Below are 25,325 nucleotides of genomic sequence, written 5' to 3'. Positions count from 1 at the left end.
TATTCATATTAATGAAAAAGGGAATCCCTTTAGCCAGTGTTTGGCTGAGGAATTCCCTTTTTTGCTATGATCAGTCGCCCCCGCCACCACAGCTGCTTCCACATGAAGAGCCGCTGCTACACGAAGAATGGCTACCAGAATCGCCTGAATCATGGTGAGAAGAGCCTCCATGATGAGAACTGTCATGGGAGGAATGATGATGCGAGTGATGCGTATCCCAGTTCGAGCAGCCGCTTGCCGAGCTACAACCAGATGAGCTAGCTAACCCGGCATTGCCTGTAGCATCCGGGTGCATGTGTATGGCAAATTGTTCAGGTTGATACCATGAATACCATACAACAGCTAATAACAGATAGTCGACCTGTAAATAGTTGACCTTAGGCAATTGCTTACCCTCAGGATCATCCACCGCTTTATTCACCCGCTCGCGCAGATGTTGTACAATCTTATGAACCGTTTGTTGGGCTTGCTGTGAAATGGCTATATTCTCCTGAGTATTCCAACGGTTACCTGCTGGCTGCGCCGAAGTTGTGAGTTTGTAATAGTGTGAAAGCTCGTCGTTCGGTAATGGATGATTAAAAAAAGTCCCCCACAAACTGGCGCTATAGCGGTTCCAGCCAAAGCATTCCACATACAACCAATCAAACCACGCACGCTCCTCCGGCATCGGCTGAGAGCCGCCAGAATGGGGCGCATGGTGAAGCATACGACCAAAAAAAGCTTCCGAGAATTGCTGATATTCGCGGGTAAACATCAACATTTCGTGCCATAATTCATCCACATCACTACTGAACATAGGCACACGATTCATAATCGCGCATAGCATAAAATATCGTTTTAGCTCATGCCAACGCCAATCATATTCTTGCTCCGTAATCTCTGGGTGGGCTTCCATTACACGATTCCTTACGCTATGAGCATAGGAGACGGGAATGGATTGCTCCAATAGCTGCATCAGCTCCGTAATCTCTGGATGACGCTCCTGCGAAAGGGAAGAAGGAGAAGGGGAGCTGAGGAAAAAAGCATTCCGGCGCCGTGTTTTTCTGTTTCCCCGGTTCCTGCGTATTGCACGGAATATAAACCAAAAAATGATGAGGTCTATCACAATAAACAACGTCCAAAAGCTACTCATACTATCCATGATGGCTGGCTACTCCTTTCTGAAATAACACGGAATTAAGATTTAGCATTCGTTATTCAGCAGAGCGAATTCTTTTTTTATCTGGGCTAGCAGTTCAGGATTCGTGATTACATCGCAAGCAGTCCATGCCAAAGTTCTCGCAGCCAGCAGCATTCCTTCCATGGCTCGGTCCTGCATCGCCAAATCGCGGAATTCTGGTGTATGCAAGGCATGCTTCTCGTCAATAACTTGAATGTAAGGATGGATAGCAGGGCAATGAAGCGATACATTTCCGATATCCATAGAGCCATGATCTTCGCCTTCCGTTATATCTTCTTGCGAAATGCCAGCCTGTACCAAATTTGCGGTAAACGCATCGGAAAGTACACGGTTCGTGACCATTTCATCATAAGAAGTCTCATAATTGGAGGTCTCCAAACGACACCCGGCCTGTAAAGCAGCTCCTTCAGCAATTTGAATAACACGGCGAGTCAGCGGGTTCAGTTCTTGACGTGTAGCGGCCCTTACATAAAATTGCGCTGAGGCGTAATCAGGAATAATATTGGCTGCTTGGCCACCCTGATTAATGATCCCATGGATACGCACTGTGCTTTTTACTTGTTGACGGAACGCATTGATGCCATTGAACGTTTGAATCACAGCGTCCAGCGCGTTAATGCCTTCGTGCGGGCTGGCAGCCGCGTGAGCGGATTGACCAAAAAATTCGAATTGTACAGCATCAATCGCCAGCGATTTGCCTGATTTTTCGTAACGATCATAAGGATGCGTCATAAGTGCTATGTCGCAATCATCAAACAAACCGGCAGCGGCCATAGGGACCTTAGCACCACGAGTTTCTTCGGCAGGTGTGCCGTATACCCGTACTTCTCCACCAGTTTCGTTGATGATCGACTTGAGGCCAACGGCAGCACCGGTACTCATCATGCATATCAGATGGTGCCCACAGGCGTGTCCTAAACCTTTCAGAGCGTCATATTCTGCCAGAAAAGCGACAACCGGCCCGGATTTTTCAGCTTTGTAAGTTGCAATAAAGGCTGTTTCTATGCCCAATACGGGTGCCTGGACCTCAAAACCGTGAAAAATGAGTTCTTCTTTTAAACGGGCAGCGGCCAGAAATTCCTCGTTTCCAAGTTCAGGATTTGCCCCAATATATAACGAAATGTCCTTAAAGCGTGGGGCATGCTGCTCAATTGTCTTTTGAATGGTCTGTTTAAAATTCATGCTGAAAACTCCTTTATATAAGCTGTAATGTAGGTACTGCGCTAGGTATGCTGAAATTGTACTATAACATTCATTGCATAATCATGCATATTCATTTATAATGACACAATCTTATTTATTATAAAGAATTTAAGGAGAGAAAAAAAGATTGAAAAAGGCATATCGTTTTACCGCCCTGGTTTTGACGGCGGTTATCTTGCTGTTGACGGGTCTTCCCATGCTCAATGCATACGGAACGGAAGCAAAGCCACAGAAAAAACTTGTAGTGGGCATGAGTGCCGACTTTCCGCCGTATGAGTTTCATAAAGTTATTAACGGTAAGGATACTATTGTTGGCTTCGATGTGGAAATCGCGAAGGAAATCGCCAAAGATTTGGGTGCGGAGATGGTCCCTGAGGACATGAGTTTTGACTCTTTGCTACCTGCTCTGCAAAGTGGTCGCGTAGACTTGGTACTGTCCGGTATGACACCGACGGATGAGCGTAGAAAAAGCATTGATTTTTCAGATGTATATTATCGCTCCAAGCAAGTCATTATGGTACGCCCAGAGGATAAAGACAAATATCCTACGATGGCTGCTTTGAAAGGCGAGAAGATTGGCGCGCAAAAGGGGAGTATTCAGGAAGAAATTGCTCAAAAAGTACCCAATGCCTCTGTAACCTCACTGGACAAAATATCCGATCTGGTACTCCAGCTGCGGACCCAGCGTATCAACGCTGTTGTGATCGAAGATACGGTTGCTAAAGGGTACACGTTAGATGGGACCGTAACACTTGCCAAAGCGATACCTGAGGATGCCGGAGCAGAAACTGCTGTAGGTATACGCAAGGGGAACGCAGAATTGCTTGCCTCTGTAAATAAAACGTTGGCTCGCCTGAAAGCGGACGGGTCGATTGAAAAGTTTTCTACAGAAGCGAGTGCACTCTCGGCAGATCGACAGGTTTCTTCTAATAACATCGTAGATATTTTTTGGAAATACCGCAGTCTTTACGCTACGGGTATTGGTTACACTCTGTTGCTGTCTGCACTCGGAGTACTGTTTGGATTTATCATTGGTCTGATCGTATCCTTGTTGCGGATGAGTGGTATACGCATCATTGAGTGGTTAGGTACCACATATGTGGAGATCCTGCGTGGCACACCTATGCTGGTGCAGCTCATGATCATTCACTACGGGATTGCTTTGACGCTGGGTGTCAATTTTACTCCACTCCAGTCCGGTATAATCACATTGTCTCTGAATAGCTCGGCATATCTGGCTGAAATTTTCCGTGCAGGTATCCAGGCAGTAGACCGTGGACAGATGGAGGCCGCACGCTCATTGGGTATGGGACGAGGCAAAGCTATGCGTCACGTCATTTTGCCACAAGCGTTTAAATCTATTTTGCCTGCTATAGGTAATGAGTTTATTACAATTATTAAAGAATCCTCCATTATTTCGACTATTGGTATGGTGGATATTATGTATCAAGCCCAGGTCATTAAGAATATTACCTACGAAGGATTAAGTCCGTTCATAATCACAGCCGCTATTTATTTTGTAATGACATTCAGCTTGTCTAAGCTGCTTGGTTTATGGGAAAGGAAGTTGAGAGCCAGTGATCACCGTTAAACAATTGCGTAAATCGTTCGGCAAGAATGAGATTTTAAAAGGCATTGATATAGATATCGCCAAAGGAGAAGTTGTCGTTATCATCGGTCCCAGCGGTTCGGGGAAGAGTACGTTTTTGCGTTGTATGAATCTGTTAGAACAGCCGACGGATGGGGAGATTTTATTTGAGGGCGAGCCGATTACAGCTCGTGGTCATAATATTAATGTAACCCGGGAAAAAATGGGGATGGTGTTCCAGCATTTTAATCTGTTCCCACACAAAACAGTGTTGCAGAACCTGACGCTTGCACCGACGCAGGTTAGAAAACAGTCAGGTAAGGAAGCGGAAAAAATTGCATTAGAACTCCTGCGTACCGTGGGGCTCGAGGATAAGAAGAATACCTATCCGAACCAGCTATCCGGTGGTCAGAAGCAACGTATTGCGATTGCGCGTGCTTTGGCCATGCAGCCGCACGTAATGCTGTTCGATGAGCCGACTTCTGCATTGGACCCTGAAATGGTTGGAGAGGTTCTGGATGTAATGAAGAAGCTCGCCGAAGGCGGTATGACAATGGTAATTGTAACGCATGAAATGGGCTTTGCCCGCGAGGTAGGCGATCGAATTATCTTTATGGATAACGGTCAAATTGTGGAGCAGGGTGCACCAGACCAGGTATTTGGCACTCCAAGCCATGATCGCACTCGTGATTTTCTTGCCAAAGTATTGTAAGAAAGTGCTGGTCTAATCATAAAAAAGCTCTCCGTTGACGGAGGGCTTTTCTTATTTTGTCACCATTTCCCCATACTTTCGTAACAAATATCGATTTCTTAATGACAAAATTGTAACGAGTGTAGTATGATGTTCAGGGTTCCCAACATTTTCATGCGGATAAGGTTACAAAATTGTGATATTATGCAGTAAGCCAAAACTTACCGGGACAGCATGCGGTTAGACAAGCGCTGAAATGCTGGCCCAAACTATGGGAAGTGCGGGGGACGTAACAACGGCAGCCATTCCGATACGTCATAAGACGATGAGGAATATGCCTAGGGGTGAATTGCACAAGCATAGGGCTTCTCCTGAGTCCGAATCCGACAGCTAACTTCGCAGGCATAAAAGAGGAGGTACATATCTTTGAAACATTTAAAACATATTGGTAAAACGATGAAAATTGCGGTGCTTGCCGCAGCTATTGCAGGGTTGGCACAGACAGCTGGAATAGCGGATGCTGCCTCGCTTCACACTGCCAAAGAGGGCGATACCTTCTTTTTGCTTGCTCAACGTTATGGAGTATCGGTAGACGAGCTAACAAAGGCTAACCCAAACATTGCCTCCAGCAATATATATGCAGGTCTGCAAATTAAGGTGCCTGGCGAAAAAAGTGTAAAGGCAGCTTCGGAATCGAAGCCGCAGCTTCTTACGGAGAAAGCAGCAGCGAATGAGGCGCCAACGATTGAAGCTTGGGGTAAAACATTCAACTATAGCAAAATAGTTGACGTTAAGGCTTCAGCGTATTCTGCCGCAGCCGATGAGAATGGTAAATGGGGCGCAGTGGACTACTACGGCAATCCGCTTAAACTAGGTACAATTGCGGTAGATCCTAACGTCATTCCGATGGGCACGAAAGTACTGGTTACAGGCTACTCCCATCCAGGTTTGCCGGATCATTCTTTTGTAGCTGTCGCTCGCGATCAGGGCAGCGCCATTACAGGAAAGCGGATTGATATCTTTATTCCAGGCAACAAATCATTTGTGAACGACTTTGGATTTCAAAATGTGAAGCTGTACGTTATTGATAAATAGCATTGTACGTATATACAGTTTAATTAAACATAATATATATTATGTAAACATAACGCCTATATCCGTATATATCTAGGTCGGACTCTTATCAGGTCCTATCCGTAAAAAGGCTGTCTTGACGAGCAGAATACTTCTGCTGGTAAGACAGCCTTTTTACGTTGCTTTAGCTTGGACCTCAATTATAAACATACTGTTATTTTCGTTCCGATGTGTGGAGTAGCCGGGGGACTGTCACAAATTTGTAGCCCTTAGCTTTTAGAGAGTGAATTAGACCCGGCAAAGCTTGGATAGTGCCTTGCAAGTTGGAACTTTGACCTCCACCAGCGTGCATTAAAATAATAGAGCCAGGCCCTGTAGCTGGAATCACATTTCGCTGAATTTGTGTTTTACTTAGTCCCTTCCAGTCGAGAGAGTCTACATTCCAGTTGACAATCATGTAGCCATGACGACGTGCCCACTTTATTTGAGGCTCTGTAATTTCACCGTAGGGTGGACGAATCAACTTGGGGCGAAAACCTGCGCTGGCTTGTAAAATACGTTCTGTTTTTGTAATCTGGTTGCGAAAGCGTTCTGGTGTAGCCTTCCTAAAATCCGGATGAGTATAGGAATGATTTCCTATAGCATGGCCTTCACGGATAATACGACGTATAATCCCCGGATGCTTTTCCGCACGGTGACCGACGATGAAAAAGGTGGCTTTGATGCCGTTGGCGTGTAATACGTCCAAAACCTGCGGCGTATACCTAGAATCGGGCACATCATCAAAGGTTAAGGCAATTTGGCGGGTGTGTGGGCCGCACATTTTAAAAATGTCCGCATGTTTTTTACGCAACATTGCTAATGTAGGAGTAGCTCGATCTGTACTCAGATGTACAGAAGAAGCAACAGCTGCTTCCTTGGGATGGGGCGTTCCGATCTTGGGAGGCGCATCCGCGTGAACGGGTAAACTTGAAAATGCTAGTAACAGTGCCAAGCATGGCAACACTCCCCTGTACGGCATATGTATCCCCCCTTTTCGTGCAGTGGTACCTAGTGGTGCTCTCGACTATTATGTACCTGTCCTATTAAAAATATGCTGGTTACCAAGTTAGGCTCATAAACGTCTGGAAAGAAGTTCGCGATGAAATGATTATCAATGAAGATGATGGAGCTAAACGTACATATTCTCTTAAACATGACCGAAAACAAGAGCATTTTCGCAAGTTTTAGCCTTACAACGGATTCGGTATCCCGTGACAGCTGGTGTATAATGGGGTTGCAATTCATAATTATACAGACATGGAATTGAAGGAAGGAAGGATAAAAGTGACCGACTTGTTTACTCCTTATCAATTAAAGGGGCTTTCTTTAAAAAATCGAATTGTTATGCCCCCGATGTGCCAATTCAGTGTGGAGGCCGAGGATGGAAATCCGACGGATTGGCATCATGTCCATTATGTGAGCCGAGCAGTAGGAGGTACTGGACTTATTATTGTGGAAATGACAGCGGTTCATCCTGATGGACGTATTACGGATCGTGATTTAGGTATTTGGAGTGACGAACATATTCCTGCATATCGTAAGATTGTAGAGGAAGTTCACAAGTATGGCGCCAAAATTGGCATTCAACTAGGCCACGCTGGACGCAAGGCCGAAGATGCTGAGCAACCTGTGGGTCCTTCTTCGATTCCTTTTAGCGAACGCCTTAAAAAGCCGCACCCCTTAAAGACAGCAGAAGTCAGGGAACTGGTTCAGGCATACAAAGAAGGCGCGCGCCGCGCGGTGGAAGCCGGTTTTGATACGGTTGAGATACATGGCGCTCACGGCTATCTGATCCATCAATTTCATTCGCCTTTAACAAATACGAGAGAAGATGAATATGGCCAGGATCTGTCACTGTTCGGTGTTGAGGTCATACATGCTGTTAAAGAGGTTCTTCCTGCTGATATGCCTGTGCTTATGCGGATATCTGCCAAAGAATACGTCGAGGATGGATATAATGTGGAATACATAACAGGTGTAGGGGAACGATATCGTGATGCAGGTGTGGACATTTTCCATATCTCTTCTGGTGGCGAGGGTCCAATTGGTTCTGGCGGAGGGCCGTCTGCGCGTGCTGGCTATCAGGTGGATTTAGCTCATACCGTCCGTGAAAAGCTGAATGTACCTGTAATTGCTGTTGGATTACTGGATGATTATGAGGACGCCCGTCGGGTTGTTCAGCAAAAAGAAGCTGATCTGGTAGCAATAGGCCGCGCCATGCTGCGTGATCCCTATTGGGCGTTGCATGCATCGCGGGAGCTAAAAGTACAGGCCGACATCCCAGAGCCTTACTTGCGCGGCTTTTAGATAATTTTTGAAACCCTCTTTGCAAAGCTTGCGTAAACATGTGTACAGAGCTTAAAATTTAAGCATTCAACTCTAGGAGGAACTTCACATGTCTATTTTCAAACGATTAAGAGATCTTACGATGTCCAACATTAACGCCATTATTGACAAGGCAGAAGATCCAGTTAAAATGACGGACCAATACATTCGTGATATGCAAGAGGACCTGGAAGATGCAGAGAAAGCGGTAGCCGCTCAAATTGCTATTGAAAAGAGATTCAAACAGCAATACGAAGAACAGGCTGCTTTGGTAAAGAAACGCGAAGAACAGGCACATACCGCTGCAAAAGCACAAAATGTAGATCTGGCCCGTCGCGCGCTGGAAGAAAAGAAATCTGCTGAACAAAAAATGAACGAGTTCAAAGCTGGTTACGAACAGAACAAAGCTGCAGCCGATAACCTGCGTGGCAAGCTGGATGAAATGCGCAGACAGCTGACAGAAATGAAAAACAAGCGCGAGACACTGGTTGCCCGTTATAACGCAGCTAAAGCGCAAACTGAAATTAACAAAGCTATGAACGGTTTTAGCTCTGATACGGCAACTGCCGGATTGAAGCGTATGGAGGAAAAAATGCTGCAAGCAGAAGCACGTGCCGAAGCGAGCAACGAAATGTCTTCTAAGGAAAAATCGTTGGATGAGGAGTTCAAAGAGCTGGATAAGAAAAGCGCCGTGGACGATGAGCTTGCCGCTTTGTTGAAGCAATACGAAAATAAATAAGAACATTTAAGCAGTGCCGCCAAGTTTGATTGCTCAGGAAGCGAAGGAGAAACGTTTTCTCCTTCGCTTTTCCCTGCCCGCAGGCGTAAAACATTATATGAAGGTCAAGAAGATGTGGAGGATGGTATGAAATGCATTTTTTAGAAACGATGAAAGCAATGCTTGTATGGACTGGTGCGGGAGCTATTTTGATCTTCGCATTAATGTATGTCGACTCTTTATTCACGAAGTATAAGGATTTTGCCGAAGTGAAAGCTGGAAATATGGCCGTAACGGTACGAATGATTATGAAGCTGGTTGCACAAGGCTATATTTTGTCAGGCTCTATCGCTACAGCTAATAATTTGCTCGAAGCGCTTGTGTATTCTGTGATCGCTTTTGTCATCCTGCTTGTTTTGGAAGTTATTGTACGTCTGCTGTTGCGGTACTGGGCCCAGTTTGATCTGGATAAAGGTACACAGGAAGGTAAAATTGGTTTCGGCCTGTTTTCAGGAGCGCTGCATCTGGTTGGCGCCTTGATCATTACAGCATGCTTCTAGGCTAAGAAAGGCAGGAATATAACCATGGGTGTTTGGAAACGAATTTCAAATCTATTTGCTAAGCCGGAGCCGCCAAAAGCAGAGAAAAGCATGCTTCACTTAAATCCAGGTGATATCTGTGAAGTTTCGCTTGTCACCTATGAAGTGGTAGGTCGTGTACATAATCGTGCCCGGAATGCCGTTGTTTTGACACTTCAGGATGGTAATCAAATCAGTTATCTTCATATAGAGGAACGGGAAACACTGCAATTCGGACTATATCAGGCCATCGACGGCAGACTTGACAACCCTGAGGAAGTGCCGACCATTTTAGAGCTGGATGATACAACGTATCATTTGGAGGAGCAATATTCTGGGCAAGTTACCGTCATGGGCCGTGCTCCTTTCCGACAGGGTGGAGAGCAGCATGTTTGGCAGTACCAGTCTGATAATTACCATTTGTTGCGGGTAGAGTGGCAGGACGGTCGCTTTATGCTTTATGAAGGAGAAGAAGTGATTACCGGAGACGTCAAGGTTATTCGGGCAAGCTAGGAGAGGGTTACACATGAGCAAACGCACCTGGCAGTATGCATTAAAGGTCTTTGTGGCGCTGAGCTTGTTCGTATCCGTGTTAAGCGGTTGCGGCGCGCCAAGTGTAAAGGATACGTATCCGCTGGAATCGGTTAGTGGCAGCGGAAATTCAACCTCGTATGTATACCGGGCAGCTGGCAAGACAGTCCCGGAAGTAGCGGAGGAATTGAAAGAACAGCGTACACCGGAACAAATGTCACCGCAGAGCAATGAGCGGATGTTTCTGGTATATAGCGATGAGTGGTACCATTTGCAGCAAGATCCAGCTAAGAAGGAAGATACACTCATTGAAATTGACAGTAAAAAGTATGTAGAACAAAATTACAGTTCAAGCTTTTTAAAAGGATACTTAACCGCAACTGTGCTGGATGCTCTGTTTGATTCCTTACGTGGTTCAGGCTCCTATCGGGGCTACTCCAGCAGAGATGTATACCGACCTTCTCAGGGCCAATATCGTGCTCCTACAGTGCAGGAGAAAAAGGCGATTCCGCCGATTACGGTGGAGCGGAAAGGTTCGGTTACCCGTAGAGGGAAGAACTCGGATTCTAGCGTTGGGTCAAGCGGAAGTTTGTTCGACAGAGGGTCCAGCAGTTCACCGAGCAGAGGCTCGATTTCACGTGACCGGAGCGACAGCGGCGGTTCCAGCATATTTGATTCGCCGCGTAAATCTTATAGTAAGCCCAAAACACGTAGCGGTTCAGGTAAAATCAGCCGACGAAGTCGACGATAATGGGTAAAATTTTATTTTCTTCTAAAGTTGTTTGCGGAACTGTGGAGCTGTTGCACAGTTCCTTTTTTGTAGTTTGATATAACCTAAAGTGAATTGAACGGTGCTCCTTTGCTTCGATTTTATTGCCGTCTATTTTGACCTACACTTGATCAGAGCTTATGTGTTCAATACCATCGTCTTCAATAATGTTGCTTTTTTTGATATGGAAATGACGAGCTATCTTTTCTATAGCACCCATCCGTGGTTCAGAAAGTCCGCTCTCCCAAGCTGAAATTGCTTTATTGGTAACCCCAGCGATCTCAGCAAGTTCTTGTTGAGTCAAATGATATTTTATACGTAATTTTTTAAAATTGTCACTTAAAGCCACTATAATCCCTCCACCCCAAATTAAGTAGATTATAACCTTGATATCGAAAAAAAACCAACATAATACATTAGCAAAAGCAACGTCGCTCACTTGGGGTGACTTTTTTTGTTAGTATAAATGGGTGTCGAGTTTGAAGAAGAAAGCCAGGGGAAGAAAATTCCAACTCATATTTATACAAAAAAATCCAATTTACTAGATTATTTCATTGCCACATCTATTAGTAAAATATACAATTACATCAGGCGAAATAGGAGGATGGTGTAACTGTGTTATCTGCTTTTTTATATATTTTACTTGGTTTTTTCGATGCTTTAGCGGCAGTTACTTTGGTCTTGAAGATTTATATGCTCCCCGTGTGGGAAAATCGAAGAAAAATACTTCTCTATGCAATTGGCATAACTTTGTTTTCCTTTCTCATGAGAGAAGTAATAGGCATGCCTAAATTAGATTTTCCGCTTCAGTATTTGTTAATGGTTCTCTTTTTAAGATTTGGTTTAGGGATCAAAACATATCTTGCGGCTTTTTCTGCTGGTTCCGGTCTTACAGCTTACATTAACCTACAGCTATTTGTATATATATTTGCAAACTTTTTCGGAGTAGCACAGCCAGGTGTTATAAGTGATACAGCTGGCTCTTCTATATACGTTATACAGTTGTCTTCCATCCTTACTGCGTACTTTATTTCTTTTGTGATGGGTAAATATAACTTTGGATTCTCATTTATCATTCAACCCCCACATGATTTTTTGAAAGGTGAAAATTACCTAGCATCTCTAAATAAAATGTTCATTATAGGGTCCCTAATATCATTTGTCACTATTTTTGTTACTTTGTATATGCTCTATAACTCCAATACGATAGGATTACTTTCCATCTCATTACTAACTTTTGGAATATCGTACTTCTTATCAGAGAAAGGAGATTACGAGGATGCTAGAAACGCTATCGAGGCACATCGCATCAGAAATAAAGAAAGCTGATCCTGATGGACCCACAAGTGTTGAAGTGATGGAGTATGCGATTGGTATAAAAATTACCGAAATTTCAGCAGTGCTCATGGTCGCAGTTATAGGATGGATAACAGGACATTTTTGGGGGGCATTACTAGCTCTGGCTACGATCATGTTTGTAAGGAGATTTTCAGGAGGGGTACACTTCAGCAACCTTACACTTTGTGTCTTCTTTACAACGGCCATATGTGTAACTATACCTTTTGTCTCTTTAAGTTTAGCAACGATTTTGATAATTAACGCTTGTTCATTATTAGTGATTGTACTATATGCTCCCAATCATTTTATCTATATTAATAAGACCAAACATCACAAATATTATAAAACGATATGTATTTTGGTTTGCATATTAAATTTTTTTATACAATCTCACATAATATGTTTAGCTTTAATTATACAAGCATTCAGTATTCTTCCTTTATGGAAAGGAGGTGAGCGAAAATGGATAAGAAATTGGCGAGAGCTTTAAGTATAAGCCTTGGTAAATACGCTAACGAGTCTACGAAAAAAGAAAAAACAATTTTTGGCGCTAAACCTGTACCAGCTGAGCTGAAGAAAACAGAAAAGAACTGAATTTAATGGAAGAGGGAAAGCGAATCCTAGCCACTCCATTGCTTGATGACAATTCACTTGGAGATTGCTCTTTTTTTTGTGAGAATCACCTAGTTGCGATTGAATTGTGGAAGCCTAAAAGCAATTATCACATTCCGCTTTTTCATACTTCTCATGGAAGATTTACAGTTCCCACCACCCTCCATGAATGTTCCGTAGGCTTACCCACTTTTTGCAATTTGGACGGATCTAATTTGGTTAACATCACACAAGTGGACAAGATCATTACGGGAGATTATGGAGGGGGGCAGGTTGTTTTTAAAAATCATGATATTAAGGAAAGTATAAATTCAGCAAATTTATCTCGGTGGAAACAAATATATGCAGATGCAATGAATGCCGATAGAGAAATTCGTTATATTTTCGGATCGGAAATTAAGGTAGTGGGTAAGGCAGCAGTGAGCGGTTTTTTTAAGATAATGAATATGCATAGTGTGGATATGTGGGAACCTAAAAAAAATTATTATGTCCCTCGTTTCAACTCTGGAGATCGTTCTTATACAATCGGGCTAACCGCACAGGCTTGCAGGGAAGCTTTTCCGTATCTATATCCAGCTTATAAAGATACCCTGATAAATCTCGACTTGGTTTGTGAAATTGAGTCTAACGCATTTGGAGGGCTGGTACGATTCGAAGGATCTGACTTCACTTGCTCGATGTCTCATAATAAACTTAAAGCGTTTAAAAAATTGTGGAAATGACCCATGAAAATTCAGGGGTCATTTTTGTTACCAGATTTAAATGAATAAGTCAATAATCAGTTAGACTAGGATAAGCCGGACGGGTTCGATTTAATTCGACATATTTCCCGTTTTTAATCATTTTCCATGTGATAAAATTGATTATGAAAAAAATAACAATCTTTTAAATAAAGGTGAAAACAATCTACATATAAGAAAAGGAGGGTGAAAGCGGGATATATATTGTAAATGCCGGCATGTACAAATGCCCCGAAGGAAATGCCTGTTTGTCAGGCAAGTTCCCACTCATATAAGTCCTCAGCTTTACACTCCAATATCCTAGAAATGAGGACTGCCGCCTCGAATGACATTTTGTCACGTCCCGCGATCCAGTTGGATATTTGTTGCCGCGAATATCCAGTTCGTCGGGCGAGCCATGATTGAGTGCGTCCATGAGATTTGAGTTCCTCTTTCAAAAGGCATTTCCCCCGAGTAAGTTTTTGCACCTTACTTGCTCCTAACAGGGGAAAAGTGTTTCGTTCAGAGTATACAGGTAAATTACTTTTTTATCAATTATATTGTGGAGTTGATTGGATGGTTGCAGATAAAAATGAAAATGTAACTTGCACTAGCTTTTATACAATAAAGATGGCACGACTCGCTTCAGGATATAGTGAGTTAATAGCTTGCAATATACTTGGTATGTCAATGAATGAATTAAAACATATAGAGGAAGATTCATCCGATTTAACAATAGCTCGAGCACAGCAAATGTCCTCGTTATATGAGGTTTCAATAGATTCAATCTATTTCGGAAAAATTAATATAAACTAATAAAATAGAGAAATGACCGGATGATACGCAAAATTAAAAACTGAAATCTACCAAAAACAGCCGCGATATGATATCCAGGCTGTTTTTTGGCGGATAAAGACTTGGAGCAATTCAATAAATACCGTTTGGATTTGCCAGATAACGGTTTTAGCGTTATAACAGAAAGAGGGCATTTAAGAAGAACGGAGTGAAAATATGAATCATACATCATTAAACGCAGAAAAATTCCAGCGTAAAGCAGTTCAGGTGGAAGAGGCACAAAGCAGGATAGCTAGTCATGTTAAACAGGGTGAAAGGGAGGACGTAGGGCTTGAGCAAGCACATGGTCGCTATCTGGCGATGGATTTGACTGCGCCACATCCGTATCCCCGCTTTCGTCGTTCTGGTATGGACGGCTATGCGATCCTTGCCTCGGACACTGAAGTCTGTTCGACCGGTCAGGAAATCTGGCTACACGTGATTGATGAAATTCCTTGTGGCACTGTATCGGACAAGCGGGTGGAGACGGGAATGGCAGCCCGCATCATGACAGGAGCACAACTACCTGAAGGAGCGGACACGGTGGTTATGCTGGAGGCGACACAGCTGCGTGAGGAAAATGGACAGACATATGTTGGCTTGAAGAAGCGTATGGAAGTTGGCAAAAATGTGACACAAATTGGTCATGAGATTAAGGAAGGTCAGCTTTTGCTCAGTAAGGGAACTTGCGTGGGAGCGGGGCATGTCTCAGTACTGGCTACTTTTGGTGTACATCGGGTGCCTGTTTACAGGAAGCCAAGGGTGGCTGTCTTTTCCACAGGGTCAGAATTGCTCGCAGTGGATGAGCCGTTACAACCGGGAAAAATTCGAAACAGTAATACATATATGCTGGCTTCTCAAATCAGAGAGGCAGGAGGAGAGCCGTTCATTTTACAAGCCATTCATGATGATTTGAGTCTTGCCCGTATCTCTGTACGTAAAGCCATAGCTGCCTATGATATCGTGGTCACGAGTGGAGGAGTATCGGTGGGGGATTTTGATATTATGGGTGACCTGGTACGACAGGAAGATGTGAATATGCTGTTCAACAAAGTTACGATGCGTCCAGGAAGTGTGACCACAGCCGCAGTGATTGACGGCAAGCTGTTATTTGCGCTTTCAGGCAACCCCGGTGCGTGCTTTGTAGGCTGTGAGCTGTTTGTACGGCCGACGATCCAAATGATGTTATCTGCGGCACATCCATATTTACAAACCTGGACGGCGAAGTTAGGCGCAGATTATACGAAGGTAAACAACTATACACGCTTTGTACGCAGCTCTTTGGAGATACGTGGTGGACAAGTATACGCGATTCCTGCGCGAGCAGATGAATCTAGTGTCATGGTGACCATTAAGGACAGCGACTGTCTGATCGTGATTCCTCCTACAACAGAAGGATTACGCAAAGGTGAAGAGGTGCGCGTACTGGTATTACAAGGTGGACAGGTAACGTGAATACGAAACATCCATTTGTATGTCAAATCGTCGGATTCAAAAATACGGGGAAAACGACCTTTCTCGGAGGGTTAATTCGTTATGTGCAGAAGTCAGGTCTACGCGTAGCAGTGATCAAGCATGATGGACATGAATTTGAAATGGATCATGAGGGTACTGATACGTATAAGCACCGACAGGCGGGTGCTGAAGGCGTAGCTATTGTTTCGGCTGGAAGAACAGCTATTTTAGAGGAGAATAGTCAGCCTGTCACCAGTCTGATACGGCATTTTCAGGCCTATGATTGTGTGTTGCTGGAAGGCTTCAAGCAGGAGGATTATCCGAAGCTGGTCATGGTTAAGGAACAATCGGATGCTCAGCTTACCGATAAGCTGACAAATGTACAGGGGGTAGCGGTTTGGGAGCATCAAATGGATTGGGCTCAACATCACTACTCAGATGAAATGATACAAATATTTCCTGCTGAGGCCAACGGACCCGCAGGCCGCTGGCTACTCGAACAGATTCAAAAGCAGATAGAAGGAATGAGGAATAAGCAGGGGTGAGACGTCAATCGGCTGAGTCGCTTAGAGTCTCTACCCGCCGTTCGATCGCCTGGGACATGGTTTTGTCAGTCAGGTGGGCATACACTTCTGTTGTTTCTGTCGAAGCGTGCCCCAGTTGTTCCTTTGTTTTGTAAATATCATTTTGTAAATAATAATCAGTAGCAAAGGAATGACGAAGCTTATGCACGGTAAGGTAAGGCTTACCGAAACGCTTGGCGTACTTTATGATCATTGCCTGAATCGCTCTTTTGGTCATCCGTTTGCCTTCTGTACTCCCGTTAGGACGTGTGACAAAGAGAGCCTTTTCTTTTTTTGGAGCGCGGTAACGGGTATGTCTCAGGGACAAATAAAGTACGAGATCATCTTTGGATTGCTCGCGGAAATACACCGGCGTTTTAAAGGTTTCGTCGTTATTGCCTTTGCGATACACATATAATAATTTATTGTTTATGTCTAAATCATCCAGATTCAGATTGACGATTTCAGATACGCGCAGGCCTGAGTTCAAAATGAGGCTGGCGATGCAGGCATCCCGTTCCTTATTTAGTTCATAGGAGTATAGCGCCTGCTTATTATCGGCCAAATCCTGACCATAGCCTTCATAAATATAACCGATGAATTCAAGCAATTCTTCCTCTTCCAGTATTTTACCTTTAAGCTTGGCCGCCGTATCCTTGGGTTTATGTATACGCTTGATTTCGACCTTGGCCATAATGTTGCGTTTGAGCAATGGATAAAAATTTTCATCCTCAGCGATCTGACTTAAATAATGAAAAAGCGAACGCAGAGACGACAGCTTACGTGAAATGGTTATACGGGAGTTGGAGCCTTCGAGCTTAGTAGACAGAAATAATCGAAAGCCTGTAATACTGTCCATGTGAAGTGTCTCCAACTCTTCAAGTGTAACTTGGGCATTCGTTTCTCCGGCAGACAAGCCTTCCGAGCGAAGCCATGAAAAGAAAGCTTCGTAATCCCGCACATATTCTAGTAGTGTGGAAGGGGACAGGTCGGGCAGCTTATAATCCATAAATTGCTGCACGTACCATGGTAATCCCGGCATTTTTTCATCTAGTTTGCGCCGGTCGATGATCTTTTGTATATTCATTGGGTTCCACCTCGTCCGGTCATAATATATATGTATTTTAGCATATTTTGAACAGCACTGGATGGGATGTAATTCGAAGTTAAAGAACGGATTGAACCGCCAAGAGAGGTGAAAGTATGGGGTATAATATCAAATCGGAACTGAAGCTGTCTATTAAGAGTGTACCGGAGTCGCAAAAGGACATTATTGTACAGCTCATGCAATTTTATTTATACGATTTTACAGCCTATCTGCGAATTGATGTCACTGAGAAGGGGACATTCCCGGCTTATCCAGACTTGTATCAATATTGGACGAGCGGCGAACAGAAGTTGCCTTTTCTGATTTGGAGACAGGATGTTCCTGTGGGCTTTGCACTCGTTGACCGAATGTCCAGCAATCGAGAAGCAGACTACTACATGGCTGAGTTCTTTGTACTTCGTCCTTATCGGCATAATGGGGTTGGGACTTGGGCGGCTCATGAGCTGTTTGGACGTTTTAACGGACGCTGGAAGGTGACCCAGATGAGTACGAATAGGCCGGCACAATCCTTTTGGCGTAAGGTGATTGGAAGCTATACGAAAGGTGAGTACAGGGAACAGACACATCCCGTAAGAGGAAACATTAGTCAGTTTTTCAATACCTGAAAAATTCTAAATAGATAAGTTAGTAATGAAAAAGAGTTGGGGAGAGTATCCTATCGGCTCTTTTTTGTTGTAAATTCAAGTCTTCTATGATAAGAGAGCTACATTCTACAGGCTGTTCATGGTAAGATAAGGATAGAAGCATATAAATTCAATAGGAAAAGAGGGTATTATGCTAGAAAAATGGGTTCAGGAATTAAAAGATGGTGAACAAGAGCTGATTGCGTGGAGAAGACATCTACATCAGCATCCCGAGCTTTCTTTTGAAGAAACGAATACATCTGCTTTTATCGCCGATCAATTGCGCTCTTTTGGTATTGAGGTAAGAACGAATGTGGGTGGAAACGGTGTGCTCGGGTTTTTAGAAGGCGGTCAGCCAGGTAGAACGATTGCATTTCGTGCTGATTTTGATGCACTTCCTATTCAGGATGAAAAGGAAGTGCCTTATAAATCGACCGTTCCGGGTGTTATGCATGCCTGCGGGCATGATGGTCACACGGCTGCATTACTTGGAGTGGCACGCGTGTTGAGCCATAACCGTGAGGCGCTGAAGGGAAAGCTTGTGTTTATTTTTCAACATGCAGAAGAAAAACCGCCTGGCGGAGCCAAGTTTATGATTGAGGATGGCTGTCTGGAAGGGGTAGAGGCGGTATACGGTATTCACCTCGCGTCTGAAATTCCTTTTGGTAAAATTGGATTAAAGAGTGGGCCTGCGATGGCGGCTGTCGACGCGTTTACGATCCAGATCAACGGTAAAGGCGGGCATGGCGCACGACCGCACCAGACGGTAGACTCTATTGTTATCGGCAGTCAAATTGTGAACGGGTTGCAGCAGGTGGTTAGTCGCAGGGTGGACCCTATTGAATCAGCAGTGTTAACGATTGGGGTATTTCAAGCTGGAACTGCCTTTAATGTGATTGCAGATAAGGCCAAAATTGAAGGGACTGTACGTACGTTTAATAAGGAAGTGCGTAAGGAAGTCGAGAATGAAATTCGCAGTATCGTCAAGGGGTTGACTGAGGCTTATCATGCCGGATACGAAATGGACTATTTGAATGACTATCCTTCTTTGGTGAATGCCGAAGCCGAAACGGAGCGTGTACGCGAGCTCATCGGCAGACTGTATGGAGCAGACGCTTTTTTGGATTTGAAGCCGGTCATGGGAGCAGAGGATTTTGCCTATTATTTGGAGCAACGACCGGGAGCCTTCATTCATGTAGGTGCCCGTAATGAGGATGAACGAACGCATTTTGCTCATCACCATCCTCACTTTGATTTTGATGAGCGGGCATTGCTCGTCTCAGGGCATATTTTTTTAGCTCTGGCGCTTGAATACTTGCAATAATATGCATTTGTTTATGACTAAAGCCAGTATTAACGGAAGTAACGGAAGCTGGAACCGCGCATAGCGCGGTTTTTTTGTTGTAAATCCAAGTATTTTGACACCCATAAAGAATGAAAATAAAGTAATTAATTCACTATGTGAAAAATTCATAATAGAAATAAATAAAAGGTGTTAACTCTGAAGGAAGTCTAAACCTCATACTATAAGCTGCGGAGCAGGAGATAATATCGCATGATCTTGATTTTTCGTACAAGGAAATGAAAAAAAGATGACGAATCTATTGAGCATGACAACAGTGTAAGCGCTAACAAATTGGGTGTTGCACTATATTTATTGGGATGAATGGGGGTGAGTCTAAGAGAACATTTGTCAGAATTGTGAGAAGCAACGATAACGATAGGAACGAATTCGTATATTCAAATGATTATGAAGAAGGAGGTTGAATTCATTGACTAAGGCAAAAAACAGGTTGAAGATTGCTTGTTTGGCGCTTGTGGTAGCGGGTGCTTCCTGGACAGGAATGATAGCGCCGACTCATGCTGCTTCAAGTGACGATTACAGTTGGAAAAGTGTCGTTACGGGTGGAGGTGGTGGTTTTGTACCTGGCATTATTTTTAATGAAACGGAAAAAGACCTGATCTATGCACGTACAGATATTGGAGGGGCTTACCGGTGGAATGCTGCCAATGAGAGCTGGATTCCGCTGACGGATTCTGTGGGCTGGGAGGATTGGAACAAAAATGGTGTCGATGCACTAGCGACTGATCCTGTTGATCCAAACCGTGTATATATAGCTACAGGTACGTATACTAATTCATGGGATAAACAAAACGGGCAAATTATGCGTTCCACCGACAGGGGCAATACGTGGCAGACGACCAAGCTTCCTTTTAAGGTGGGGGGCAATATGCCGGGGCGCTCGATGGGGGAACGTCTGACGATTGATCCAAATAGGAATAATATTTTGTTCTTTGGAGCTCGAAGTGGTAATGGACTATGGAAAAGCTCTGATTTTGGAGCAACTTGGAGCAAGGTGAGCAGTTTCCCAAATCCAGGGACGTATGTACAGGACCCTTCCAATGAATATACCAGCGACATTGTCGGTTTAGCCTGGATCACCTTTGACAAAAAAACAGGCTCTTCGAGTAAAGCAACGCAGACGATCTATGTAGGTGTAGCAGATAAAAAGCAAAGTGTCTATCGCAGTACAGATGGCGGGACAACCTGGTCTGCTATAGCGGGACAGCCTACGGGCTATTTGCCACATCACGGTGTGTTATCAACGGACGGCAATCTGTATATTTCTTATAGCGATGGAGCAGGTCCATATGATGGATCAAAGGGTGAACTGTGGAAATTAAATACAGCCAGCGGGCAGTGGACTAACATTAGCCCCATAGGTAGCAGCAGCGCGGACAATCATTTTGGATATGGTGGACTGACGGTGGATGCCCAGAAGCCAGGTACACTTATGGTTGCTACGTTGAATGCCTGGTGGCCGGATGAAACGATTTACCGCAGCACGGACAGTGGGGCAACCTGGAGTCCTATTTGGGAATTTGATGGTTATCCGTCTCGCAAGCTGAAATATAATCTGGATATAAGCGGTGCGCCTTGGCTGACTTTCAATGCCAACCCGGCTCCACCGGAAGTATCGCCCAAGCTGGGGTGGATGATCGGTGATCTGGAGATAGATCCATTTAATTCAGACCATATGTTGTACGGCACCGGAGCTACGATTTATGGCTCTAAAAATCTAACCAATTGGGATAAAGGCGGAAAGCTGGATATTTCAGTAGCCGCTAAAGGGGTAGAGGAAACGGCGATTTTGGACCTGGTGAGCCCTCCAACCGGTGCGCCTTTGGTGAGCGCAGTAGGCGATGTCTCTGGATTCAGACATGACGATTTATTCAAGGCTCCAGCTAAAATGCTGGATAATCCGACCTTTACAAGCAGCGAAAGCATTGATTATGCCGAACTGAACCCTTCCTTTATGGCCCGGGTAGGTAAAGCAGATTACAAAAAAGATCCAAATGCCAAATCCATCGGTTTTTCCAATGATGGCGGAGCCAACTGGTATAAAGCAAATAGCGAGCCTTCAGGTACAGCAGGAGGAGGCAGTATCGCCGTAGCGGCTGATGGTAATGGCTTGCTGTGGAGTACATCAGACAAAGGTGTGTTTTACTCCAAAACTGGTGGCAACTCATGGACAGCAAGCACAGGGATTCCAGCGAATGCAAAGATCGTCTCTGACCGAGTGAACCCTAATAAATATTACGCATTTGTCTCCGGGAAAATATATGTGAGCACCAATGGTGGCGTATCCTTTACGCCTTCAGCGGTAACTGGCTTACCGACAGCAGGCAATGCTGATATTGATGCTGTACGAGGAGCAGAAGGAGATGTGTGGTTCGCCGGAGGCTCCGAGGATGGAGGTCCATATGGCTTATGGCATTCCAAGGATTCCGCCGCTACGTTCACCAAGCTCTCTAATGTGCAGGAAGCGGATTTTGTAGGCTTTGGTAAGGCAGCGCCGAACCGCACGAATGCAGCGGTATTTATCGTTGGTAAAATGGATGGTACACGTGGATTTTACCGATCGGACGATGCTGGTGCAAACTGGGCGCGCATTAATGATGACAAACATCAATATGCTCGAGTGACCAAAATTATTGGGGACCCACGGGTTTATGGACGTGCTTATCTGGGAACGAATGGGCGCGGCATTCTGGTGGCAGATCGTGTGGGTGGTGATCAGCCATCTACCGGGCAAGCAAGTATTACACCAACGACTGCAACCTATGGAGTGAATAACAGCAATCCGGATATTACTGTCAAGCTAACACTTAACGGCAATACGCTAGAAGCGATCAAGCAGGGGAGTGTGGTGTTGAACAAAGGTGAAGATTATACGCTTAGTGAGGAAACAGTCGTTCTTACCAACAAGTATTTATCTAAACTTCCTAAAGGAGAGACAGCACTAAACTTCCATTTTAGTACAGGCAATGATGTGTTGTTTACGATTACGGTGAAAGGGGATACGCCAAGTGAGCCGGGAACAGGCGAGGGCGTTCTGAAGGTGCAAACCTTCAATGGGAATGTATCCACCACAAGTAATACAATCAGTTCCAAATTTAAAATAACCAATACGGGAACCTCATCCATTTCCCTAGCAGATGTGACATTGCGTTATTATTACACCATTAACGGGGAGAAAACACAAAATTTCTTCACGGATTGGTCGAGCGTCGGTACAGGGAATGTGATTGCTAGCTTCAAAACATTATCCAATGCGAAGCCAGGGGCAGACTCTTATGCAGAAATTGGGTTTAAATCGGCTGCGGGTTCTTTAGAGCCTGGTCAAAGTGTGGATTTGCAAACCCGGATATCCAAAGAGGACTGGAGCAGTTACACACAGACCGATGATTATTCATTTAATCCTACAGCAAACAGTTTACAAGATTCCGCTAAAATAACCGCTTATCTGTCTGGAAGCAAGCAATGGGGAATTGAGCCCTAAACCTTAATAAGGATAATCCTAAGTCAGCCACTCTAATGAGTGAGCTGGCTTTATTTTTGACGATCTTATTGTCCCGCATTCTTTTTTTAGGAAAAAGCAACGACAAGGTGAAAACAGCAACTAATAGAGATTCAAATTAAATAATATAATTATTTCACTATATGAAAAATTCATAATAGAAAAAACTCTTGCTCGCATACAATCTGCACAAAACAAACACACCACTTTAAGTAAAAAAATGAAACATTAACGAGAACATACGTTCTTTTATTTCGAAAAAGAAACGCTCCTGTCCTTAGACAAAAAGCGTCTCTAATCCATTTTTTATATTATCATACACCTCAAACAAGATGCCGGGATACTGAAATTAACAGTGTCATCGTAATGACATTCATAATCGTTGAAAGTAATACTGTTTGTGCGGCAAAATCGGGTTCATTTTTATATTCTTCCGCCAAAATACTTGTATTAACTCCGGTAGGCATACCCGATGCAATGAGCAAGGCTTGAGCGGGAATCCCCTTAAGACCCAGCAGCAAGACAAGCATAAAACCGACTATTGGACCAGCAATCAGGCGTAGTACCATACTGATGTACACGGCTGTACGGCGCAAGCGAAAGGGATATTGCACAATTTGTGCTCCCAAAGTAAGCAGAGCCACGGCAACCATCGACTGACTAATATAATTCAAAGGTTCAGCCAGTAAATTAGGCAACGGACTATGCAACAGATTTAGGAGCAAACCTAGTGCAAGTGCATAAGGTACAGGCATTTTCAAAAAATTAATTAAAATTTTTCGAGTGTTAGCCTTACCGTTCTGTACAACAAAAGTACCGTATGTAAATGTAACAAAGCTTTGAAAGGTCATAATCAGAGCCTGAACGGAAATGGCTAGCGGATCACCTTTGAACACCAACTGATTGATTGGTAGACCATAATTTCCTGAATTATCTAGCATTACACTGTTTGTAAAAGCTCCACGCATTCCAGGGCTGTATTTCAGCGATCTGGCGACGGTAGTACTGATTACGTACAGAATAGCTATGTACAAGGCATAAAAAAGTGAAACCTCACCCATGAGCATTAAAGAAATTTCCGAGTGATATAGACCCGTAAACACAACTGCGGGGGTGATATAATAAAAATTGATTTTAGCTAAGGTATACAAATCCAGTCGAAAATAATATTGCATGATACAACCAAAACCGATAAGTACAAAAATAGGTAAAACAACGTCCAAAAGAATGGTGCCGAACATGTCTGTTTCATCTTCTTTCTATTATGCGAATGTAAAGGCTGTTTCTTATAAATGCATGGGCATTTTCTCATTATACTGTGTAAATAGGTTAGGCGTATAATAAAATTTTATAGTGGTTTTGGTAATCTGGACTGCAGCTATAGTGGTGTCTCACACATTAAATAAAAAAAGATAAAAAATCAGCTTAGAGAAACCGTTAATACATCTAGGGACGATTGAGCCCGGTGTTTACTATAAGGAGGAATCGCATCATGAAAAACACTTGGACAGCTTTACTAGCGTGTATACTGGTCTTGGGATTGGCAGCGGGAACCGCTGAAGCCAAGCAGGGACGCGGAAATGATCAGGGGAACAAACAGGAAGCAAAGACGTCTGTTAAAGACGGGAATGAAAAGAGCGGGGAAGAGCTAATCAATCCCCATGACTCAGACAATGATCAGTCCAAAAAACAAAAGGACAAAGCATCCGGTAAAAAGGATGAAAACAGTAAAAAAGACAAACACGCAGAAATCAGAAAAACTGAACCTGTTGCAGTAACGGATGATACATACGGGGGGTCCAAAGACCATAATGGTCACAAGGGACGCAACGGTTACAAGGGTCTGCTTCACGCGGTAGAAAATACGAAGGATAAGCCGGCAGGAGCGGTTATTGCGAATCTGCTGCTTACGAAATACCCGGACCGTTTGACTTCGGAGCAGGTTGCTGAACTTGAATTGATCCGGAATTCTGGTAAAGCACTGACTGAGGCAGCTGAGCTACTGGCTGAAAACGGAAATGTGACAGATGCCGTTTACATGCAGGAGGAGGCGGTACTGGCTAATGTGTCCGATCTGGACAGCTACAAAAAGCTGGGTGAATTCTCGAAGAAGGCCGGACGGCCGTCGGGTATGAAGCTGTTCGTGAATGGTGAAGAATACGACGCCAAACCGATTAACCGCAATGGGACCACACTTGTTCCGTTTAGAACAGCTTCCGAAGCTTTGGATGCAAAGGTTTCCTGGGATCCGAAAGAAAAGGCTGTTACTGTCACCCGTAACGGCGTGTCCGTCAAATTATTTGTTAACAGTCCGAAAGCATATATTAACGGTCAGCCGTATTCTATCGAGCAGCCAGCATCCATAGTGGATGGGACGACAATGGTACCTGTAAGGGTAATCGGAGAGGCCTTGGGGACAAATGTTAAATGGGAGCCTGAGAGCCAGTCCGTTGTTGTATACGAGCAGCCAACAACACCTGCATCAACATCATAACGTGCTGTAACAAATATT

26 protein-coding genes and 1 riboswitch are annotated in these 25,325 nt (G+C 44.1%); of the genes, 19 read left to right on the top strand and 7 right to left on the bottom strand.

Annotation, left to right across the window (positions count from 1 at the left end; genetic code table 11):
* Positions 1-70: 70 nt before the first annotated feature.
* Positions 71-1,132: a glycine-rich domain-containing protein gene (locus ACYCS5_RS28930; RefSeq protein ID WP_459760568.1), complete on the bottom strand. Its 1,062-nt coding sequence runs from the start codon at positions 1,130-1,132 to the stop codon at positions 71-73.
* Between the two features lie 51 nt (positions 1,133-1,183).
* Positions 1,184-2,362, bottom strand: coding sequence for a M20 family metallopeptidase (locus tag ACYCS5_RS28925; RefSeq protein WP_459760567.1), 1,179 nt, complete (start codon positions 2,360-2,362; stop codon positions 1,184-1,186).
* 148 nt (positions 2,363-2,510) lie between these two features.
* On the opposite strand from ACYCS5_RS28925, the gene ACYCS5_RS28920 reads away from it, so the two are divergent.
* From ACYCS5_RS28920 to ACYCS5_RS28910, 3 genes are all read left to right on the top strand, one after another.
* A complete protein-coding gene (locus ACYCS5_RS28920) occupies positions 2,511-3,974 on the top strand; it encodes an ABC transporter substrate-binding protein/permease (RefSeq protein WP_029517460.1) in 1,464 nt (487 codons plus the stop codon).
* Entirely contained in the window at positions 3,961-4,683 is a 723-nt protein-coding gene (locus ACYCS5_RS28915) for an amino acid ABC transporter ATP-binding protein (protein WP_029517461.1), read from the top strand. The genes ACYCS5_RS28920 and ACYCS5_RS28915 overlap by 14 nt, the downstream gene beginning before the upstream one ends.
* A gap of 230 nt (positions 4,684-4,913) precedes the next feature.
* Positions 4,914-5,082, top strand: a riboswitch (cyclic di-AMP (ydaO/yuaA leader).
* Positions 5,083-5,088: 6 nt separating this feature from the next.
* Positions 5,089-5,757, top strand: coding sequence for a 3D domain-containing protein (locus ACYCS5_RS28910; protein WP_029517462.1), 669 nt, complete (start codon positions 5,089-5,091; stop codon positions 5,755-5,757).
* Positions 5,758-5,950: 193 nt separating this feature from the next.
* Here ACYCS5_RS28910 and ACYCS5_RS28905 read toward each other — a convergent pair whose 3' ends face one another.
* Positions 5,951-6,757, bottom strand: a complete 807-nt coding sequence (locus ACYCS5_RS28905) for a polysaccharide deacetylase family protein (RefSeq protein WP_069011741.1) — start codon at positions 6,755-6,757, stop codon at positions 5,951-5,953.
* A gap of 305 nt (positions 6,758-7,062) precedes the next feature.
* On the opposite strand from ACYCS5_RS28905, the gene ACYCS5_RS28900 reads away from it, so the two are divergent.
* From ACYCS5_RS28900 to ACYCS5_RS28880, 5 genes are all read left to right on the top strand, one after another.
* Positions 7,063-8,085 (top strand): NADH:flavin oxidoreductase/NADH oxidase, encoded by a 1,023-nt coding sequence (locus ACYCS5_RS28900; RefSeq protein ID WP_459761357.1) that lies wholly within the window; start codon positions 7,063-7,065, stop codon positions 8,083-8,085.
* Positions 8,086-8,173: 88 nt separating this feature from the next.
* Complete coding sequence (locus ACYCS5_RS28895) at positions 8,174-8,842, top strand: PspA/IM30 family protein (protein ID WP_010348252.1); 669 nt, start codon at positions 8,174-8,176, stop codon at positions 8,840-8,842.
* A 131-nt stretch (positions 8,843-8,973) separates the two neighbouring features.
* The gene (locus tag ACYCS5_RS28890) at positions 8,974-9,381 is read left to right on the top strand and encodes a DUF350 domain-containing protein (protein ID WP_013310484.1); all 408 of its coding nucleotides are present in this window, start codon (positions 8,974-8,976) and stop codon (positions 9,379-9,381) included.
* Between the two features lie 24 nt (positions 9,382-9,405).
* Entirely contained in the window at positions 9,406-9,912 is a 507-nt protein-coding gene (locus tag ACYCS5_RS28885) for a DUF4178 domain-containing protein (protein ID WP_029517465.1), read from the top strand.
* Between the two features lie 13 nt (positions 9,913-9,925).
* On the top strand, positions 9,926-10,681 hold the full coding sequence (locus ACYCS5_RS28880) for a DUF4247 domain-containing protein (protein WP_029517466.1): 756 nt from the start codon (positions 9,926-9,928) through the stop codon (positions 10,679-10,681).
* Positions 10,682-10,820: 139 nt separating this feature from the next.
* Here the strand turns inward: ACYCS5_RS28880 and ACYCS5_RS28875 are convergent, their stop codons facing one another.
* The gene (locus ACYCS5_RS28875; protein WP_029517467.1) at positions 10,821-11,048 is read right to left on the bottom strand and encodes a helix-turn-helix transcriptional regulator; all 228 of its coding nucleotides are present in this window, start codon (positions 11,046-11,048) and stop codon (positions 10,821-10,823) included.
* Between the two features lie 266 nt (positions 11,049-11,314).
* Here ACYCS5_RS28875 and ACYCS5_RS28870 point away from each other — a divergent pair, with 266 nt between their 5' ends.
* Genes ACYCS5_RS28870 through ACYCS5_RS28855 form a run of 4 tightly spaced genes read left to right on the top strand, consistent with a single transcriptional unit; the run spans position 11,315 to position 13,371 of the window.
* The gene (locus ACYCS5_RS28870) at positions 11,315-12,028 is read left to right on the top strand and encodes a hypothetical protein (protein WP_029517468.1); all 714 of its coding nucleotides are present in this window, start codon (positions 11,315-11,317) and stop codon (positions 12,026-12,028) included.
* Positions 11,979-12,527 (top strand): accessory gene regulator ArgB-like protein, encoded by a 549-nt coding sequence (locus ACYCS5_RS28865; protein WP_069011745.1) that lies wholly within the window; start codon positions 11,979-11,981, stop codon positions 12,525-12,527. Before ACYCS5_RS28870 ends, ACYCS5_RS28865 begins: the two co-directional genes overlap by 50 nt.
* Positions 12,500-12,631, top strand: coding sequence for a hypothetical protein (locus ACYCS5_RS28860; protein ID WP_256026089.1), 132 nt, complete (start codon positions 12,500-12,502; stop codon positions 12,629-12,631). The genes ACYCS5_RS28865 and ACYCS5_RS28860 overlap by 28 nt, the downstream gene beginning before the upstream one ends.
* A gap of 5 nt (positions 12,632-12,636) precedes the next feature.
* Positions 12,637-13,371, top strand: coding sequence for a hypothetical protein (locus ACYCS5_RS28855; protein WP_459760566.1), 735 nt, complete (start codon positions 12,637-12,639; stop codon positions 13,369-13,371).
* A 269-nt stretch (positions 13,372-13,640) separates the two neighbouring features.
* On the opposite strand, the gene ACYCS5_RS28850 is transcribed toward ACYCS5_RS28855, so the two are convergent.
* On the bottom strand, positions 13,641-13,856 hold the full coding sequence (locus ACYCS5_RS28850) for a helix-turn-helix transcriptional regulator (protein WP_016820733.1): 216 nt from the start codon (positions 13,854-13,856) through the stop codon (positions 13,641-13,643).
* An 88-nt stretch (positions 13,857-13,944) separates the two neighbouring features.
* On the opposite strand from ACYCS5_RS28850, the gene ACYCS5_RS28845 reads away from it, so the two are divergent.
* From ACYCS5_RS28845 to mobB, 3 genes are all read left to right on the top strand, one after another.
* Positions 13,945-14,184, top strand: a complete 240-nt coding sequence (locus ACYCS5_RS28845; protein ID WP_029517471.1) for a helix-turn-helix domain-containing protein — start codon at positions 13,945-13,947, stop codon at positions 14,182-14,184.
* 195 nt (positions 14,185-14,379) lie between these two features.
* Positions 14,380-15,657 carry a molybdopterin molybdotransferase MoeA gene (locus ACYCS5_RS28840; RefSeq protein WP_459760565.1) on the top strand — a complete coding sequence of 426 codons (1,278 nt, stop codon included), beginning with the start codon at positions 14,380-14,382 and terminating at the stop codon, positions 15,655-15,657.
* Complete coding sequence (gene mobB, locus ACYCS5_RS28835; RefSeq protein ID WP_029517473.1) at positions 15,654-16,202, top strand: molybdopterin-guanine dinucleotide biosynthesis protein B; 549 nt, start codon at positions 15,654-15,656, stop codon at positions 16,200-16,202. Before ACYCS5_RS28840 ends, mobB begins: the two co-directional genes overlap by 4 nt.
* A gap of 4 nt (positions 16,203-16,206) precedes the next feature.
* Here mobB and xerS read toward each other — a convergent pair whose 3' ends face one another.
* Positions 16,207-17,307, bottom strand: a complete 1,101-nt coding sequence (gene xerS, locus ACYCS5_RS28830; protein ID WP_029517474.1) for a tyrosine recombinase XerS — start codon at positions 17,305-17,307, stop codon at positions 16,207-16,209.
* A 116-nt stretch (positions 17,308-17,423) separates the two neighbouring features.
* Between xerS and ACYCS5_RS28825 the strand changes: the two genes are divergently transcribed.
* From ACYCS5_RS28825 to ACYCS5_RS28815, 3 genes are all read left to right on the top strand, one after another.
* Positions 17,424-17,933 (top strand): GNAT family N-acetyltransferase, encoded by a 510-nt coding sequence (locus ACYCS5_RS28825; protein WP_029517475.1) that lies wholly within the window; start codon positions 17,424-17,426, stop codon positions 17,931-17,933.
* A 169-nt stretch (positions 17,934-18,102) separates the two neighbouring features.
* The gene (locus ACYCS5_RS28820) at positions 18,103-19,275 is read left to right on the top strand and encodes a M20 metallopeptidase family protein (RefSeq protein ID WP_459760564.1); all 1,173 of its coding nucleotides are present in this window, start codon (positions 18,103-18,105) and stop codon (positions 19,273-19,275) included.
* Between the two features lie 448 nt (positions 19,276-19,723).
* Entirely contained in the window at positions 19,724-22,795 is a 3,072-nt protein-coding gene (locus ACYCS5_RS28815) for a X2-like carbohydrate binding domain-containing protein (RefSeq protein WP_459760563.1), read from the top strand.
* Between the two features lie 341 nt (positions 22,796-23,136).
* Here the strand turns inward: ACYCS5_RS28815 and ACYCS5_RS28810 are convergent, their stop codons facing one another.
* Positions 23,137-24,054: an AEC family transporter gene (locus ACYCS5_RS28810; RefSeq protein ID WP_340955554.1), complete on the bottom strand. Its 918-nt coding sequence runs from the start codon at positions 24,052-24,054 to the stop codon at positions 23,137-23,139.
* Positions 24,055-24,305: 251 nt separating this feature from the next.
* Between ACYCS5_RS28810 and ACYCS5_RS28805 the strand changes: the two genes are divergently transcribed.
* Positions 24,306-25,307 carry a copper amine oxidase N-terminal domain-containing protein gene (locus ACYCS5_RS28805; RefSeq protein WP_029517479.1) on the top strand — a complete coding sequence of 334 codons (1,002 nt, stop codon included), beginning with the start codon at positions 24,306-24,308 and terminating at the stop codon, positions 25,305-25,307.
* Positions 25,308-25,325: the final 18 nt, after the last annotated feature.

The sequence above is a fragment of the Paenibacillus sp. SEL3 genome (assembly GCF_054602585.1).
The sequence above is the reverse complement of the archived record's forward strand: the minus strand, read 5'-3'. Positions and strand labels throughout refer to the sequence as shown.

Excerpts from the sequence above, each read along its gene's own strand:
- ACYCS5_RS28890 (WP_013310484.1), top strand. The coding sequence starts at position 8,974 with ATGCATTTTTTAGAAACGATGAAAGCAATGCTTGTATGGACTGGTGCG.
- ACYCS5_RS28905 (WP_069011741.1), bottom strand. The coding sequence starts at position 6,757 with ATGCCGTACAGGGGAGTGTTGCCATGCTTGGCACTGTTACTAGCATTT.
- xerS (WP_029517474.1), bottom strand. The coding sequence starts at position 17,307 with ATGAATATACAAAAGATCATCGACCGGCGCAAACTAGATGAAAAAATG.
- ACYCS5_RS28880 (WP_029517466.1), top strand. The coding sequence starts at position 9,926 with ATGAGCAAACGCACCTGGCAGTATGCATTAAAGGTCTTTGTGGCGCTG.
- ACYCS5_RS28840 (WP_459760565.1), top strand. The coding sequence starts at position 14,380 with ATGAATCATACATCATTAAACGCAGAAAAATTCCAGCGTAAAGCAGTT.
- ACYCS5_RS28810 (WP_340955554.1), bottom strand. The coding sequence starts at position 24,054 with ATGTTCGGCACCATTCTTTTGGACGTTGTTTTACCTATTTTTGTACTT.
- ACYCS5_RS28885 (WP_029517465.1), top strand. The coding sequence starts at position 9,406 with ATGGGTGTTTGGAAACGAATTTCAAATCTATTTGCTAAGCCGGAGCCG.
- ACYCS5_RS28820 (WP_459760564.1), top strand. The coding sequence starts at position 18,103 with ATGCTAGAAAAATGGGTTCAGGAATTAAAAGATGGTGAACAAGAGCTG.
- ACYCS5_RS28930 (WP_459760568.1), bottom strand. The coding sequence starts at position 1,132 with ATGAGTAGCTTTTGGACGTTGTTTATTGTGATAGACCTCATCATTTTT.
- ACYCS5_RS28925 (WP_459760567.1), bottom strand. The coding sequence starts at position 2,362 with ATGAATTTTAAACAGACCATTCAAAAGACAATTGAGCAGCATGCCCCA.
- ACYCS5_RS28855 (WP_459760566.1), top strand. The coding sequence starts at position 12,637 with ATGGAAGAGGGAAAGCGAATCCTAGCCACTCCATTGCTTGATGACAAT.
- ACYCS5_RS28845 (WP_029517471.1), top strand. The coding sequence starts at position 13,945 with ATGGTTGCAGATAAAAATGAAAATGTAACTTGCACTAGCTTTTATACA.
- ACYCS5_RS28865 (WP_069011745.1), top strand. The coding sequence starts at position 11,979 with ATGCTAGAAACGCTATCGAGGCACATCGCATCAGAAATAAAGAAAGCT.
- ACYCS5_RS28825 (WP_029517475.1), top strand. The coding sequence starts at position 17,424 with ATGGGGTATAATATCAAATCGGAACTGAAGCTGTCTATTAAGAGTGTA.
- ACYCS5_RS28895 (WP_010348252.1), top strand. The coding sequence starts at position 8,174 with ATGTCTATTTTCAAACGATTAAGAGATCTTACGATGTCCAACATTAAC.
- ACYCS5_RS28805 (WP_029517479.1), top strand. The coding sequence starts at position 24,306 with ATGAAAAACACTTGGACAGCTTTACTAGCGTGTATACTGGTCTTGGGA.
- ACYCS5_RS28860 (WP_256026089.1), top strand. The coding sequence starts at position 12,500 with ATGGATAAGAAATTGGCGAGAGCTTTAAGTATAAGCCTTGGTAAATAC.